This is a genomic window from Bacillus cereus group sp. MS39 (assembly GCF_040448665.1).
GTDB classification, from domain to species: domain Bacteria; phylum Bacillota; class Bacilli; order Bacillales; family Bacillaceae_G; genus Bacillus_A; species Bacillus_A wiedmannii.
On the sequence record NZ_CP123058.1, the window covers coordinates 612,441 to 627,548 of the forward strand.

Consider the following 15,108-nt stretch of genomic DNA (forward strand, 5'->3'; position numbering starts at 1 on the left):
ATGACAAACATTCAAAAACGTTTTTATAAAGGCCGCGTAGCATTAAATGTATTAGCGAACAATATCGAAAATGCGAAAGACATTTTTGAGGCCGCAGAAGGTTATGTAGTTGTTGGAGTGTTATCAAAAGATTATCCAACAGTAGAAGAAGCAGTTACAGCGATGAAAGCATACGGAAAAGAAATTGATGACGCTGTATCGATCGGATTAGGCGCAGGAGATAATCGCCAAGCAGCAGTTGTAGCTGAAATTGCGAAGCATTATCCTGGTAGCCATATTAATCAAGTGTTCCCTTCAGTTGGAGCGACACGTGCAAATCTTGGCGGAAAAGATAGCTGGATTAATAGTTTAGTATCACCAACAGGAAAAGTAGGGTACGTAAATATTTCTACTGGTCCAATTAGTGCAGCTGGAGAAGAAAAAGCAATCGTTCCAATTAAAACAGCAATCGCACTTGTACGTGATATGGGCGGAAATTCATTGAAATACTTCCCAATGAAAGGTTTAGCTCATGAAGAAGAATATCGCGCAGTTGCGAAAGCTTGTGCGGAAGAAGGATTTGCATTAGAGCCAACAGGCGGAATTGATAAAGAAAACTTCGAAACAATTGTACGTATTGCGCTAGAAGCAAATGTAGAGCAAGTTATCCCGCACGTGTACTCTTCTATTATTGATAAAGAAACTGGCAATACGAAAGTAGAAGATGTTCGCGAATTATTAGCGGTAGTGAAGAAGCTAGTTGATCAAAATGCGTAAGAAAATTGCAGCATTCGGCGAAGTAATGATGCGCCTGCAAGTACCAGGGTATGAATTGTTATCGCAAGCTAACACATTAAAGTACTCATTTTCTGGTACAGGTGTGAACGTGGCAGCAGCACTTTCTCATCTCGGTCATGAAGGCTTTCTTATTTCAACTTTACCGGAAAATTCTGTTGGGGATGCTGCGGTATCACATATTCAAAAGTTAGGCATTCGGGCACCGTTTATTTCAAGAGGCGGTAAATATGTCGGCATGTACTTTTTAGAAAATGGATTTGGAGCACGTGCAAGCCGCGTTACATATTCAAATCGATTAGAAAGCAGCTTCAATACGGCATGTGAAGACATGTATCAATTTGAAGAAATCGCAAAGGAAATTGATATCGTTCATTTTTGCGGAATTACACTTGCGATGAATGATACGGTGCGCCATCATATGAAATCTTTAGCGAAAGCAGTGAAAGAAAACGGAGGAACTGTCGTCTTTGATTGCAACTATCGTCCATCTCTTTGGGGAGAAGACGGGTATGAGCAGGCGAAACCACATTACGAAGAAATGCTAGCTCTTGCTGATATCGTTATGATGAACGAAAAAGATGCAATGTTCGTTCTTGGAATGAAAACAGAGGAGACAGAGCGAGAGGCGCAACTTGTTGATCTTATTCCAAAGGTTGCTGAAACATATCATATCGCTACAATTGCTGGTACACATCGCTCTATTAATAGCGATAATACACACTCGCTTCGCGGGTTTATATGTAAAGATGGTGCGTTCACTTTTGCAAAAACACTTACGTTTTCTGTATATGATAGAATAGGTGCTGGAGATGCTTATACGAGCGGGATTATTCATGGCGAGATAGAAGAGTTTGCACCAGAGAAAGCTGTTTCATTTGCGTCAGCAGCTGGAATGCTTGCACATACAATCGTCGGTGATACGCCAATGTCATCAGAGAAGGATATACTTCGGGCAATGACGGCATCAGTAGGTGATGTAGAAAGGTAGTGGGTGTAACGGTGAACGTAACGAGGAAAAAAGGACCATTATATTTACAAATAAAAAATATTATTCGTGATCGAATATTGCATGGTGTATATGCGATTCATACGAATATTCCTTCCGAACCGCAGTTAGAAGAAGAGTTCAAAGTGAGCAAAATTACAGTGCGTAATGCGATTAAAGAACTTGCTCAAGAAGGATATTTAGAAAAGAAAAGCGGTAAAGGAACGAAAGTGATCCGTAATACTTCTGCGACAAAGTTGTCAAAGGGTAAGAAATTTACAGAAGTGTTAGTGGAAGAAGGATATAAAGTACAAAAGAAACTGCTAAAAGCAGAAATCGTTCATAATGAAGAAGGAACAGTGCCATTTCAATTATTCGGTAGGGAAAGTTTTCGTATCGAACGTTTATATACGTTAAATGATGCACCGTACATTCATTATACGCACTATTTCTCAGCACACATGGCAAGTACAGATTTATCGGACTTTGACTTGCAATCGCTTTACGATTTAGTTGAAGACCGAGGTATACATTTAGAAAACTTCAGAGATGAATTCGCTGTTGGACTTGCGCCTAGTTTCGTTGCAGAAGCGTTAGGTGAAAAAGAGGGGACAGCGTTATTAAAACGTATGCGCTATTCTTACGATGAAGTTGGCGAAGTAATTGAATATAGCGAAGGCTACTACAACACAGAAATGCAGCATTATGTAGTGAATTATGACGTATAAAAGGAGGGTATTCGCCCTCTTTTTTTATAAAGTGTTTCATTAGATTCATCCCGCACCAATTAGGTGTTTATTGCCTGCAAATACGGGATAAAAGTAAGGGGAATGAGAGATGGATATATACTTATTAATCGTCACGTTATTTGCAATCGCGATTGTTATTTTAGGGGTATCATGGTGGAAATGGCATGCATTTATTAGTTTAACAGTTGCGAGTTTATTTTTAGCTATCATGTCTGGATTGAATTTGACGAAAATAGTGACTGCCTATGAAACTGGTGTTGGTAGTGTACTAGGGCATTTAGTTGGTATTTTAGCTCTCGGAACAATTTTAGGAAAAATGATGTCCGATTCAGGGGCCGGCATGCAAGTGGCAGACTTCTTTATTCGATTTTTCGGTGTAAAGAAACTACCGTGGGCTATGTTATTTGCAGGATTTGTTATAGGAATTCCAGTGTTTTTTGAAGTGGGGATCGTCATTTTATTACCACTTGTTATTTCTATTCGAAAAACGACGAAGCAAAATATATTATTAATTGCGTTACCTGTTATTGCTGGATTATCTATTGTGCATGGGCTAGTGCCACCACATCCAGGGGCGATGACAGCAATCGGTATTTATAACGCGAACTTAGGAAAGGTACTTTTATATTCATTAATTATCGCGTTACCAACAGCCATTATCGCAGGACCGATATTTGCAAAGTGGGTACATAAAAGGGTTATACCTGAAAATGAACCAGAGCTTGTTCGAGTTACGACTGTATCAACAGATTTACCAAGTCGTAAAGTTTCATTTTTTATTATTTTATTACCAGTTGTATTGATGATTTTATCAGTAGTGGCACCATATATTTCATTACCAAAAAAGATAACTGAATTTTTTGTATTTATAGGAAGTCCAGTAATTGCTTTACTTATTTCATGTTTTGCAGCATTTTATTTACTTGGAATAAGGCAAGGAATTAATAAAAAGATGATTAAAAAATTAACGGATGACAGTTTATTACCGGTCGGTTCCATTATTTTAATTATTGGTGCAGGCGGTGGATTTAAACAAATATTAATTGAAAGCGGCGTTGGAACAGCGATTGCCCAAATGGCAGAACATATAGCGTTATCACCAATTGTGTTAGCTTTTATGGTAGCTGGATTAATTCGAATTGCAACAGGTTCAGCGACAGTAGCATTAACGACAGCAGCAGGGATTGTTTCACCAGTTATTCAGCACATGTCAGGTGTAAATTTAGAATTGCTCGTTATAGCAACGGGTGCAGGATCATTAATGTTTTCTCACGTAAATGATGCAGGATTTTGGCTTGTAAAAGAGTATTTAGGATTAACGGTGAAGGAAACGTTTAAAACGTGGACGGTACTTGAGACATTGTTATCATTTATTGCATTTGGTTTTGCGCTTTTATTAAATACTTTTATTTAGAAGATACCTTAATTGGTATCTTTTTTTTGATGAAGCCCATTTCCAAAAACAAGCCCGTTTTTAGGTAAGCCAAGCTTCCTATTCGCCCTGAAAACATACTATAAATGGAATCCCCTCATTTAGAGCAAGGTGAACTTGTTATGAATGATACTAAAGGAGGAATAGAGTAATGAGCGAAAAGTGTGAACACAGACATGATGATTGTAACCGCAGAAACCATGGTTGCGGAGGCGGTTTTGCGCTTCTAATCGTATTGTTTATTTTATTAATTATCATCGGTGCTAGCTGCTTCGGCGGAGGCGGAGGCGGTTGTGGTTATGGTGGTTACGGCGGTTATGGCGGCGGCTATGGTGGATATTGCTGCTAATTAAAAACTATTGAAAATAGCCTTGTGCATACTGCACAAGGCTATTTTATTCATATTTTTATATGCTGTGATAATTTATTAATGTACAGAGAACGGATTAAGAAGAAGAAAATAATCTCGATAATCCCGAACAATGTAAGTATAATGATTAATTCTTTTAATAAAGGAAAAGCAAACATGCTTTGTAGAAACTTAATCGCAAATATTGTATGAATACCAGCAACGATATAAGGAATGAAAAATAAAATTCCTAATTGAATCGTTGCTGAACGAAACATTTCCGATTCTGTTAAGCCGAGTTTTGTAATTGTAATGTACTTTTGTTTTTCGGTCGTTAAGTCATTATACATACGGAAGTATAAAACACTAGCTGCCCCGATAAAGAAAATAAAGCCAAGAAATGCCCAAATAAAGAAAGTAGCAATTGAATTGCCTTTACTGTAGTGTAGATCATCCGCGGCTGTAGAAAGGGAAAATGGGACTCGAGCATCTTCTTCTTTATGTTTTTCATAAAAATCACGCACATCTTCACTTATAGTACGCGAAATATTTTTTGTCGGAGTAATTGAGTTTTCCCAGTTCTCCACAAAATAATTATATAGCGTTATTGTTTCAATATGAGGAATCAAATTATCAATTACAGTATCTTGAATAACAATTAAATGGGGTAATAAGAAAGACGGCTCTATCCCTTTATTAATAAATCCTTTAATAGAGAACTCCTTTTTATTTGATCCGAGTGTAATTGTATTTTGTTTTGCAAATGGATTTGATACAAGATTTAAGAGTTCTGGCGAGTAACGAGAAATAATATAGACTTGTGTAGAATCAAGAGTTATTTCTGGTCTCTTTAATTGTTTGGCGAGTATGTTATAGTCACTCATTTTCATAAGAACAACGTCTTCTTTTAAAGCTGTATCTTTTAATACTGTAGATTTGTATTTATTGTATTGAAAATTAGCATTTGTAAGCTCCGTTTCAATTGTAGCAATGTGTTTTTGCTCTAATGCATCTTCACCTTTGGTTACGTATGTGAAGGGGAAGGGATATCGTTCTAATATCGAAGCTTTTGTATTGTTATTAGCGGCAAATAATCCGATGATAATTGTAAATGCAAGTGCTGATAACATAGAAACGATAAAGAGAACATTAATATTACTACGAGTACGGCTAGTTAAATCTGAAATCCATAACATATTTATTTGCTTCATATAAAACTTTCTTCGTCTTTTTAAAATGAAGATAAAGAGAAGAAATGTTTGCGAAAAGAATAGATATGTCCCGACTACTACGAGAGGCAAAATAGATAATATAATAAAGACTACAGAGCCATTCTGTACATTTTTTTCTGTTACGTAGCCTTGTGGATAACCGGCGATATAATAACATAATGTTAAGCAAATTAAAGCAAATATCGAAATAAGTATAGATGGTTTCTTTTCTTTGTCTCCTTTTTTTGTCCCCTTAATGAGCTGTGTTGTTTTACGAGTACGAATGAACATCGGTGTAAACGTAGAAACGATGAAAAATAAAATGATAAACGTTACTGTTGTAACGATGATTGCTTCTGTTGGCCAATATAAATAGAGGCCTTTTGCATTTGTTAATTTAGAAGTAACGAGTAAGAAAAAGTTAGAAAAAACAAGACCGCCTTGAATACCAGCAAAGATAGCTAGTATTCCAATAATCATATTCTCAGTAAACAAAAGGCGTTTTAATTGTTTGTGTGAAATACCGAGAACAGTTAAAACGCCAAATTGTTGTTTCCGGACATTTAAAAATGTCCCGATAGAATATAAGAGAAAGAAGAACGAGAACAAAACGATAACAAACTGTGCCATGCCAGCTAAGTTCATGAGCGGATCTTGTTCCTGCAATTTATTCATAATTTGTAAGCGCGGATGATACGCGTATACAGTAAATGAAAAGAAAACCATGATAGAAAACGCACTACTTACAAAATAAGCGAAATATGCTTTCGAATTGCGCGAGACATTTTTAAATGCGAATTGCCAAAATGTCATCCACGTCTTCCTCCTAATAATGCTAAAACATCTAATATTTCTTGATAAAACTTCTCGCGATATAATCCGCGGTGTAGTTCGTTGTAAAGCTCGCCATCTTTAATGAAAATGACGCGGTTACAATAACTTGCTGCAAACGGATCGTGCGTAACCATTAAAATCGTTGCATCTTCTTCTTTGTTTAATTTCGTAAATAGCTCCATTACGTCAATTGCCGCTTTTGAATCTAAGTTTCCTGTCGGTTCATCGGCAAGTAGAAGGGAAGGATGATGAATAACAGCACGTGCTACTGCGGTACGCTGTGCTTGTCCTCCTGACACTTCAAAGATACGCTTGTCTAAAATATGATCAATTCCAAGCTTTTTTGAAATGTTATCAAGCTTTTCATCCATTTCTTTTAATGGAACATTATCTAATGTTAAAGGTAGTACGATATTTTCACCGATTGTTAGTGTATCTAGTAGGTTAAAGTTTTGGAAAACAAACCCTAACTCTTGGCGGCGGAAAATAGCTAACTTTTCCCTACGAAATGTGTGCGGTTTTTTTCCGTTAATCACGACATCACCAGAAGTAGGGGAATCAATTGTAGAGATAACGTTTAAAAATGTAGATTTACCGCTACCAGATGGCCCCATGATAGCAACAAATTCACCTTTATCCACGTGTAAATTTATATTTTTTAAAGCAGTATGAGGGACTTTTCCTTCATACACTTTTGAAACGTTTTTTATGTGTAAAACTTCTTCCATAGTAATCACCTTTCTGCTTTTTAAAACTTAATGTGTTGTGATAATTTTTGCATATAGAAGGAACGAATTAAAAGGAAAAATAAAATTTCAACTGTTCCAAAAATCATAAGTACGACTGTAATTTCAGCGAAGAACGAGAGATGTAATATGTCTTGTAGCATCTTTGTCGCAAACATCGTATGGATCGATGCCATAATGTAAGGGACAAAAAAAAGAATCGCAAGCTGAATTGTCGCTGAACGTTTCATCTCAGCTGCAGTTAAACCAATTTTCGTAATCGTTACATATTTTTCTTGCTCATTTGTTAAATCTGTATACATTCGGAAGTAAAGAACACTACCGGCACCGATAAAGAAAATAACACCTAAGAAAGTACCAATTAAGAAGAAGGAAGCGACATTTAGTTTAGTTTTGTATAGAGAATCGCTTGCTTCACTTGCATGAAAAGGTGGGTGCTCTGCTTGAATTGCGGCATTGTCATTATCAATTTTTGTTGTAAATGTCGAACCGATGTTATGTGCTTTTTCCCAATCGTAAACTTTAAAGCTATATACACTCATTTGTTTTGAAACGGTGGATAATGCTTCTACATTTTCATCAGATAGTATGAGCAATTGGTATATTAAGCGATTTGGGAATGGGTTATAACCTTTATATTCTTTCACTTGTAGTTGTAAATTGTTTTGAGTAAGTGTAAGAGTATTTTTCTTTTCTTGATTATGAAGTGTTCCAATAACCTGATCATCTAAGTCTTTCATAAGAATATAAGATTCATTCTTATTCACCGTGAGCGTTTCCCAATTTAAAGCCTTAGCAAGTACATTATAGTCACTTTGTTTAATGGCATAATAGAGCTGCGTGTTATCTTCAGCTGAAGATACTTCATATATATCCGTTTTAAATTTTGTATAAGTAAAGTGCTCTTCATTAAATTTTTGCTCTAACCAGTTTAAATGTTCATCAGCTAACGTATTTTCAGTATGAGATAAATAAGTAAACGGGAAAGGGTTTTTCCTAATTTCATCAAACTTTGTAAACTTCCCGAATCCATATAAGAATGTAATCATTGTAAAAGCGAGCGTCGATAGCATCGCTACTATAAAGAGCATATTAATATTCGTACGAATGCGCGATGCTAGATCAGAGATCCAGAGCATATTAATTCGTTTCATGTAAAACTTTCTTCGAGTTTTTAAAATACGAATAAGTAAAAAACTAATTTGTGAAAAGAAAAAGTATGTTCCAGCTGCAATAAGCGACGGAATGACAAATATACTAGAGATGGCATATAAAAGCCCAATGATGTCACCTAGCGACATAAAATACAGCGGATTTGCGGCTAACGCATATCCAGATATTAAACACGTCGCACCAAATAGAGAGATGAGCACGGATGCTTTTCTTTCTTTTTGTTTTGTTCCTTCTTTTAGAAGTCGTACAGCTTTTCTCGTACGAATGAGCATCGGTGTAAAAGATGATACGAGAATGAAGAGCCCAAGAAAGATGATAATCGTTAAAACGATAGCACTTGTAGGCCAATATAAGTATAAACCAGGTACATGCGTAATTTTGGCCGTAACTAATAAAAAGAACTGTGAAAAGACAAGTCCAAGTTGAATACCAAAAAATATGGATAGGACACCAATTAGCATGTTTTCTAGAAATACGAGCCTCTTTAATTGCTTTTGAGATATGCCAAGTACTGTTAAAATCCCAAATTGTCTTTTTCGTACTTTTAAGAAAGTACCAATCGAATATAGTAAAAAGAAAAATGAAAAGAACACAATGACAACTTCTGAAATTGTCATTAATATGCTTAGAGCATAATTCACGTCTGTCGTGTGCAATTTAGGATGAAATAAATAAACTGCAAATGAGAAAAAAATTGCGATGGAGAACGCACTGCTTACAAAATAGGCGAAATAAGCTCTGGCGTTCCGTGTGACGTTTTTAAATGCAAACTGCCAAAATGTCATTCACCTGAACCTCCTAATAGAGTGAAGAAGAAAAGGATATAAAAGATACCCTTTTCCTGTACTAATATATTTATAAAACTTAACCATTCGTATACTCTGATAACTTTTGCATGTAAAAGGAACGAATGAATAAGAAAAAGATGACTTCAACGACTCCAAAAATAATAAGAACAGCTGAAATTTCTTTGAATAGTGATAAATCAATTACGTCTTGGAGCATTTTTGTTGCGAACATTGTATGAATGGACGCCATAACGTACGGAACGAAAAATAAAATGCTAAGTTGAATGGTTGCAGATTTTTTCATCTCTGCATCTGTTACACCAATTTTTGAAATTGCTACATATTTTTCTTGTTCATTCGTTAAATCAGTATACATTCTAAAGTAAAGAACGCTACCTGCTCCAATAAAGAAAATGACACCTAAGAATGTCCCGATTAGGAAGTATGCGGCACTTCCTGATGTAATTCTATATAATGAGCCTGCTGATTCATAGGAGCGTATAAGGGGTCCTTCGTATTGGAATTCCTGTCGATCTTTTTGTATTCTTTTCATAAAATCATCAGCAATTTCATACGTCTTTTCCCAGTTTTGTACGTTATAATTGTATGCTGCAACATGTTTTGTTGTATTTGGTAAGTTGTTTACAACAACGTCAGGTAAAATTAAAGTTTGATATGAAAAGTTAGATGGAATGGCCCCTGCTTGTTCATAGCCCTTTACTTGTAATTGCGTATTTGTGCTAGAAAGTGTAATAGACTTTCTATTGTAACTTGGCTCAAACTCGCTGAATAAGGTTACATAAGCGCTACCTGTTAAGACATATGCTTCATTATCGTTCATGAATAGTTGTTTCATTCGTAAGGAAGCTGCAAGTTTGTTATAGTCACTTTGTTTCATTGCATATATGTCATTATAAGCGGTTATACCCTCATCTTCTTTCAGTGGTGTTTCATATAAATCAGCCTTTATTTTTTTATAAGAGAAATTCTCTTTTTTTAATTGTTGTTCAAGCCAATTTAAATGATCGTCCACAAAAGGATTTGCGTCATAAGAAAAATAAGAGAATGGAAAAGGTGAACTTCGCGTAACCTCTAGCTTTGTAAACTTTCCGACTCCATATAGGAACGTAATCATTGTGAAAGCAATTGTAGATAGCATCGCTACAATAAACAGCATATTAATATTCGTTCGGATGCGGCTTGCTAAATCCGAAATCCAAAGCATATTAATCTGTTTCATATAAAACTTTCTTCTTTTCTTTAAAATATAAATAAGTAAGAAACTAATTTGCGAAAAGAAGAAATATGTCCCAATTGTAACAAGCGTTGGGATCACAAAAATACTTGAAACCATATATATAACGCCTACTTGTGGATTTATTGAGAAGAAATATTTAGGGTTTGCCGCTAAAATATAACCCCCTAATAAACAGATAGCACCAAATAGAGAGACGAATATGGATGGTTTTCTTTCTTTTTGTTTTCCACTATTAGCTTTTAAAAGATGTACCGTTTTTTTCGTCCGAATTAGCATTGGTGTAAATGAAGATACAGCGATAAAGAGACTAAGAAATACAATTGTTGTTAAAATGAAAGCATTCGTCGGCAAATATAAATATAGTCCTGGTAGATGTGTAATTTTCGCTGTTACTAATAAGAAAAATTGCGAAAAGACAAATCCAAACTGCATGCCGAAAAAGATAGATAAGATACCAATTAACATATTTTCAGTGAAAATGAGTCGATGTAATTGCTTTTTTGATATACCTAAAACGGTTAAAACACCAAATTGCATTTTACGAACTTTTAAAAAAGATCCGATTGAATAAAGTAGAAAGAAGAACGAGAACAAAACAATGATAACTTCTGAAAATATCATTAATCCTGAAATTTCAGAGACCATGCCAAAGTTTTGTAATTTCGGATGAAATAAGTAAACAGCAAACGAAAAGAAAACAGCAATGGAAAAGGAACTACTTACGAAATAAGCAAAATAAGCTCTGGAATTACGTGTTACATTTTTAAAGGCAAACTGCCAAAATGTCATAATACGTACCTCCCGCTAGAAGGCAAATATGTAGTTTTATTGCAAAAAATGTATGAGAGTAAGTTCTCATACATTTTGCTAGCATATGTCACGATCATGCTTCGGTCACCTTCTCCGTATGTTCTGCTTGATTACTTGCAGCGTTGTGGAAGATGATCTTAATCGTCGTTCCTTTACCAACTTCAGAATCTAGTTTGACAGAGTGACCTAAATAATCACAAATTTTACTTACAATATAAAGTCCCATACCAGTAGATTCTCCAAATGTACGACCGTTTTTCCCAGTGTAAAACGGTTCAAATACTCTTCGAATATCTTCTTGCGGGATACCAACACCTTCATCACGAACTTCTAAAATAATATCTTTTCCGTTTCGGTAAGCAGATAAGAACACTTTCTTTCCGCGCTCACCAGAGTAACGAACAGCATTCGTCATTAACTGATAGATGATAAATTTTAGCCATTTCGCATCAGAAGCAACTTTTAAATCAGAATGAACTTCTAAAACAGGGAAGACTCCGTTACGAATGAATAGTTCTTTTAGGCCGTTAATATTTTTTGTTACCGTATCTTTTAATGAAATTGTTTCGACATGGAAATCTTCATGGAAGTTATTTAATCTTGCCATATATAAAGCCATATCAAGCCCTTGGTTCAGACGATCTAATTCCTGTTTAAACTTTGGAATTAAATGTTCGTCTTCCATTTCTAGCACCATAAGCTGCATAACGGACACAGGTGTCTTCATTTGATGCACCCAGTGGTTAATGAATAATTGATGCTCTTGTTGTTTTACTTCATACGATTGTAGTTCTTTTTGGAATAGACGATACTGCGTACGCACGAGTTCATTTACACCATGAGGCATCGGAGCGGTTGCTCTTTCAATAAAAGCATCTTCCATTTTTTCTGGTTGCTCACTTAATCTATGGTACATTCTACGATTGCGAACATAACGGTAAGCGAGGAAACAAATAAATAAGTATAGGCTTAAAACGACGAAGTAAAATTTATTATTTTGAAATCCATCTACTGCATCATAAAGAACGAAGATGATACCGAAGTTTAATACGTACAGTAGAAAAAATGCAAAATGATCACGTAAAAATAGCTTCATGCTTATTCACTCCAAGTTGCGTTAAAACGATACCCAAGTCCACGTACTGTTTCAATAGCATTTTCAATACCAAGCTCATTGAACTTTTTACGAAGACGCGTAATGTTTACGTTTAATGTGTTTTCTTCAACGAAGCTCTCGTCATCCCAAAGGGCAGCTAATAAATCTTCACGGCTCGCTGTACGAGGGAATTTAGATAATAACATTTCTGCTAAAATAGCTTCTTTCTTCGTTAAAAGAACTTGCTCAGCACCGAAATGAATTTCTGGGCGTTCCGGGAATAGTTTTAAACCTTCTACTTCAACGATACGTTCAGAAATATTTGGCGCATAATCACCGTAAATACGGCGTAATTGACCTTTAATTTTCGCCATTACAACGTCGTAGTGGAACGGTTTTGTAATATAATCATCCGCACCGCTTTCAATCGCCATAATTTGCTCCATCTCACCAGCACGAGCTGAAATGAAAATAATTGGACAAGTAGATTCATGGCGAATTTGACGGCACCAGTAGAACCCATCGAATTTTGGTAAGTTTACATCAAGTAAAACAAGGTGTGGTTTCACTGCGTTAAACGATTCCATAATATCATCAAAGTTTTCAGTAACAACAGCGTCGTAACCGTACTTTTGAATGTGAGATTGCAGTAATGATGAAATATTTGGATCATCTTCAACGATTAAGATTTTGTACATATGTATACTCCTCCTCAAAAAAACACTTGTAGCTATAGTGTACCATGTGTTTCATGTCTTTTCATTATGTTGAAATATAAGCTAGTAAACAGTATAAGTCAAAAGTGTGAAAAGTAAAAAAGGGCGCTGGATATAATTGACAAATAAAGGTAATCAGTTTAATATTTAGATAAATATCTAAATGTCTAATTAGTGAGAGGAAGAAAGACATTGAATCAAGCATTCAAAGCATTAGCAGATCCAACAAGGCGAAAAATTTTAGATTTATTAAAAGAAGGCGATCTAACCGCCGGGGAAATTGCAGAACAGTTCAATATGACGAAGCCAAGTATTTCACACCACTTAAATGCACTTAAAAATGCTGAACTTATTCAAGATGAAAAGAAAGGCCAATTTGTTGTGTACTCTTTGAATACAACTGTATTTCAAGATTTGTTGACTTGGGTGTTTACATTTACGAATAAGGGGGAAGAGGGGAAATGAAGAAGCATATATTTCCGTTATTATTAATTGCTTTAACGATTATTGCATGGTGTGTCGCGTGGCCCCATTTACCAGGTGAAGTTCCGAGCCATTGGAACATTGATGGTGAGGTAAATGGGCATATGTCAAAAATGGGAATGTTGATTTTTGATGTAGCAATTATGATTTTTATATATGCATTAGTAACTGTATTGCCTAAGATAGATCCAAAGTACGATAACTATAAAAAATTTCCTAAAGCACTTGGAAGGATCAATGGAGCAATTTTATTTTTCTTATTTACTATTAATATGATGACACTAGCAAATGCTTTAGGATATAACATTCCAATTGGAATCGTTGTGAATATAATGGTCGGTATTCTCTTCGTCGTGCTCGGCAATTATATGCAGCAATGTAAACCAAATTTCTTCATAGGTATAAAAACACCGTGGACGTTAAGTAGTGAGGAAGTGTGGAGAAAAACAAATCGCTTAGGATCAAAGATTATGATGATTGGCGGTATTGTAATTACGATTTCGGCGTTTCTACCGGGAATGTGGAAAATGATTAGTTTGTTAAGTGTTGTAGTCGTACTGGTTGTTGGTACGATGGTGTATTCCTATATCGCTTATAAAAAGGAACTAAAAATGTAAACCAAAGCTGCTTTTCCTTTCATGGAAAAGCAGCTTTGGTTTTTATTTCTTCAAAACCGGTATCCAAATTTCACTTTTAAAATTCGGAGAAGATATATCTTTCTGTTCATTCCACAATATTTCTGGTCCTTCCGCTAGTTCATAGTTTGAGGAAGGAAACCATTCGGAATAAATGCGTCCCCATACATTTTGTAATGTTTCAGGAAATGGACCGACAGCTTCAAATACGGTCCACGTTGAAGCTGCGACTTCAAGTTGTGTGAATTGCTCTGGACAATCTTTCATTGAGGCTACTCCAATGTAGTGATCGAGTTCTCCCTTTTCCTCCATTCTACCTTCAGAAAAGTTAGTAGAAGCACTAATAATTCCAGTAGGTTCAATGTTTGAAAGGGACTTTAATGTTTGAATGGACTCTGGATTTAAACTTTTCCACATAGAAGCAATTTCTTCATTTACACCGTTAAATACAATCGGTACGCGTTTTGTAATACCAATAATTCGAAATGGTTCTTTTTCTTCAATTCGATAGTTCATTTCGTTTCCTCCTTGAATCGATAACTGGAAGGTCATTGGTGAATAAGCTTTCAAAGAATGACTACTATTTCGGGCCTCTGAAGGTGTTATGCCGTGCAAGTTTTGAAAAGCACGTGTAAAAGAATCTGGCGAGTTGTACCCATATTTTATAGCGACATCAATGACTTTTGCATTGCTATCTTTTAGTTCAAAAGCAGCGAGAGTAAGACGTCTACAGCGAATATATTCTGACAGTGATATGCCGGCTAGGAAAGAAAACATTCTTTTAAAGTGATACTCAGAGCAGAGTGCTAGCTGTGCAACTTCTTTAAAATTAATTTCATCTGTCAAGTTGTCTTCAATATATTGCATTGCAGCATTCATATTTTTTAGTGAATCCATTAAATGACCTCCTCTGTAAGTAGAATAGCAGGAAAGAAATAGCCCCATCCGACATTTCATGCACAACTTTGTAGGATACATTTTTAACCTTACAAAATTGTAATGTTCCTGTAAGGAGAATGAATGGATGGTATGATATCCCAATGCTATAGTAACAAAGTACTTTTGT

At 35.6% G+C, this 15,108-nt stretch carries 14 protein-coding genes; 7 read left to right on the forward strand and 7 right to left on the reverse strand.

Annotation, left to right across the window (positions count from 1 at the left end):
- The 5 genes from QEP67_RS03090 to QEP67_RS03110 all read left to right on the forward strand — a co-directional run bounded on the left by QEP67_RS03090 (position 1) and on the right by QEP67_RS03110 (position 4,292).
- A complete protein-coding gene (locus tag QEP67_RS03090) occupies positions 1–756 on the forward strand; it encodes a KDGP aldolase family protein (protein ID WP_000181914.1) in 756 nt (251 codons plus the stop codon).
- Complete coding sequence (locus QEP67_RS03095) at positions 749–1,765, forward strand: sugar kinase (RefSeq protein WP_001227472.1); 1,017 nt, start codon at positions 749–751, stop codon at positions 1,763–1,765. Before QEP67_RS03090 ends, QEP67_RS03095 begins: the two co-directional genes overlap by 8 nt.
- Positions 1,765–2,490, forward strand: a complete 726-nt coding sequence (locus QEP67_RS03100) for a GntR family transcriptional regulator (protein ID WP_033658692.1) — start codon at positions 1,765–1,767, stop codon at positions 2,488–2,490. Before QEP67_RS03095 ends, QEP67_RS03100 begins: the two co-directional genes overlap by 1 nt.
- 109 nt (positions 2,491–2,599) lie before the next feature.
- On the forward strand, positions 2,600–3,925 hold the full coding sequence (gntP, locus tag QEP67_RS03105; protein WP_000356137.1) for a gluconate permease GntP: 1,326 nt from the start codon (positions 2,600–2,602) through the stop codon (positions 3,923–3,925).
- A 169-nt stretch (positions 3,926–4,094) separates the two neighbouring features.
- Entirely contained in the window at positions 4,095–4,292 is a 198-nt protein-coding gene (locus QEP67_RS03110) for a YjcZ family sporulation protein (RefSeq protein ID WP_001290407.1), read from the forward strand.
- 50 nt (positions 4,293–4,342) lie between these two features.
- On the opposite strand, the gene QEP67_RS03115 is transcribed toward QEP67_RS03110, so the two are convergent.
- From QEP67_RS03115 to QEP67_RS03140, 6 genes are all read right to left on the reverse strand, one after another.
- Positions 4,343–6,316, reverse strand: a complete 1,974-nt coding sequence (locus QEP67_RS03115) for an ABC transporter permease (protein ID WP_000144909.1) — start codon at positions 6,314–6,316, stop codon at positions 4,343–4,345.
- The gene (locus QEP67_RS03120; RefSeq protein ID WP_000393250.1) at positions 6,313–7,065 is read right to left on the reverse strand and encodes an ABC transporter ATP-binding protein; all 753 of its coding nucleotides are present in this window, start codon (positions 7,063–7,065) and stop codon (positions 6,313–6,315) included. The genes QEP67_RS03115 and QEP67_RS03120 overlap by 4 nt, the downstream gene beginning before the upstream one ends.
- A 20-nt stretch (positions 7,066–7,085) precedes the next feature.
- Complete coding sequence (locus QEP67_RS03125) at positions 7,086–9,041, reverse strand: ABC transporter permease (RefSeq protein ID WP_000145023.1); 1,956 nt, start codon at positions 9,039–9,041, stop codon at positions 7,086–7,088.
- 79 nt (positions 9,042–9,120) lie between these two features.
- The gene (locus QEP67_RS03130; protein ID WP_000145064.1) at positions 9,121–11,091 is read right to left on the reverse strand and encodes an ABC transporter permease; all 1,971 of its coding nucleotides are present in this window, start codon (positions 11,089–11,091) and stop codon (positions 9,121–9,123) included.
- A gap of 94 nt (positions 11,092–11,185) precedes the next feature.
- Complete coding sequence (locus QEP67_RS03135; protein WP_000765354.1) at positions 11,186–12,208, reverse strand: sensor histidine kinase; 1,023 nt, start codon at positions 12,206–12,208, stop codon at positions 11,186–11,188.
- Positions 12,209–12,210: 2 nt separating this feature from the next.
- Positions 12,211–12,906: a response regulator transcription factor gene (locus tag QEP67_RS03140; RefSeq protein WP_000276731.1), complete on the reverse strand. Its 696-nt coding sequence runs from the start codon at positions 12,904–12,906 to the stop codon at positions 12,211–12,213.
- Positions 12,907–13,116: 210 nt separating this feature from the next.
- On the opposite strand from QEP67_RS03140, the gene QEP67_RS03145 reads away from it, so the two are divergent.
- Together QEP67_RS03145 and QEP67_RS03150 are read left to right on the forward strand one after the other, a co-directional pair.
- A complete protein-coding gene (locus tag QEP67_RS03145; protein ID WP_001070536.1) occupies positions 13,117–13,389 on the forward strand; it encodes an autorepressor SdpR family transcription factor in 273 nt (90 codons plus the stop codon).
- A complete protein-coding gene (locus QEP67_RS03150) occupies positions 13,386–14,024 on the forward strand; it encodes an SdpI family protein (protein WP_000716175.1) in 639 nt (212 codons plus the stop codon). Before QEP67_RS03145 ends, QEP67_RS03150 begins: the two co-directional genes overlap by 4 nt.
- 42 nt (positions 14,025–14,066) lie before the next feature.
- On the opposite strand, the gene QEP67_RS03155 is transcribed toward QEP67_RS03150, so the two are convergent.
- Complete coding sequence (locus tag QEP67_RS03155; protein WP_000377690.1) at positions 14,067–14,939, reverse strand: AraC family transcriptional regulator; 873 nt, start codon at positions 14,937–14,939, stop codon at positions 14,067–14,069.
- Positions 14,940–15,108: the final 169 nt, after the last annotated feature.

Bases quoted from the DNA above. Each gene is read 5' to 3' on its own strand.
- QEP67_RS03090 (WP_000181914.1), top strand. From the start codon at position 1: ATGACAAACATTCAAAAACGTTTTTATAAAGGCCGCGTAGCATTAAAT.
- QEP67_RS03095 (WP_001227472.1), top strand. From the start codon at position 749: ATGCGTAAGAAAATTGCAGCATTCGGCGAAGTAATGATGCGCCTGCAA.
- gntP (WP_000356137.1), top strand. From the start codon at position 2,600: ATGGATATATACTTATTAATCGTCACGTTATTTGCAATCGCGATTGTT.
- QEP67_RS03110 (WP_001290407.1), top strand. From the start codon at position 4,095: ATGAGCGAAAAGTGTGAACACAGACATGATGATTGTAACCGCAGAAAC.
- QEP67_RS03115 (WP_000144909.1), bottom strand. From the start codon at position 6,316: ATGACATTTTGGCAATTCGCATTTAAAAATGTCTCGCGCAATTCGAAA.
- QEP67_RS03120 (WP_000393250.1), bottom strand. From the start codon at position 7,065: ATGGAAGAAGTTTTACACATAAAAAACGTTTCAAAAGTGTATGAAGGA.
- QEP67_RS03125 (WP_000145023.1), bottom strand. From the start codon at position 9,041: ATGACATTTTGGCAGTTTGCATTTAAAAACGTCACACGGAACGCCAGA.
- QEP67_RS03130 (WP_000145064.1), bottom strand. From the start codon at position 11,091: ATGACATTTTGGCAGTTTGCCTTTAAAAATGTAACACGTAATTCCAGA.
- QEP67_RS03135 (WP_000765354.1), bottom strand. From the start codon at position 12,208: ATGAAGCTATTTTTACGTGATCATTTTGCATTTTTTCTACTGTACGTA.
- QEP67_RS03140 (WP_000276731.1), bottom strand. From the start codon at position 12,906: ATGTACAAAATCTTAATCGTTGAAGATGATCCAAATATTTCATCATTA.
- QEP67_RS03150 (WP_000716175.1), top strand. From the start codon at position 13,386: ATGAAGAAGCATATATTTCCGTTATTATTAATTGCTTTAACGATTATT.
- QEP67_RS03155 (WP_000377690.1), bottom strand. From the start codon at position 14,939: ATGGATTCACTAAAAAATATGAATGCTGCAATGCAATATATTGAAGAC.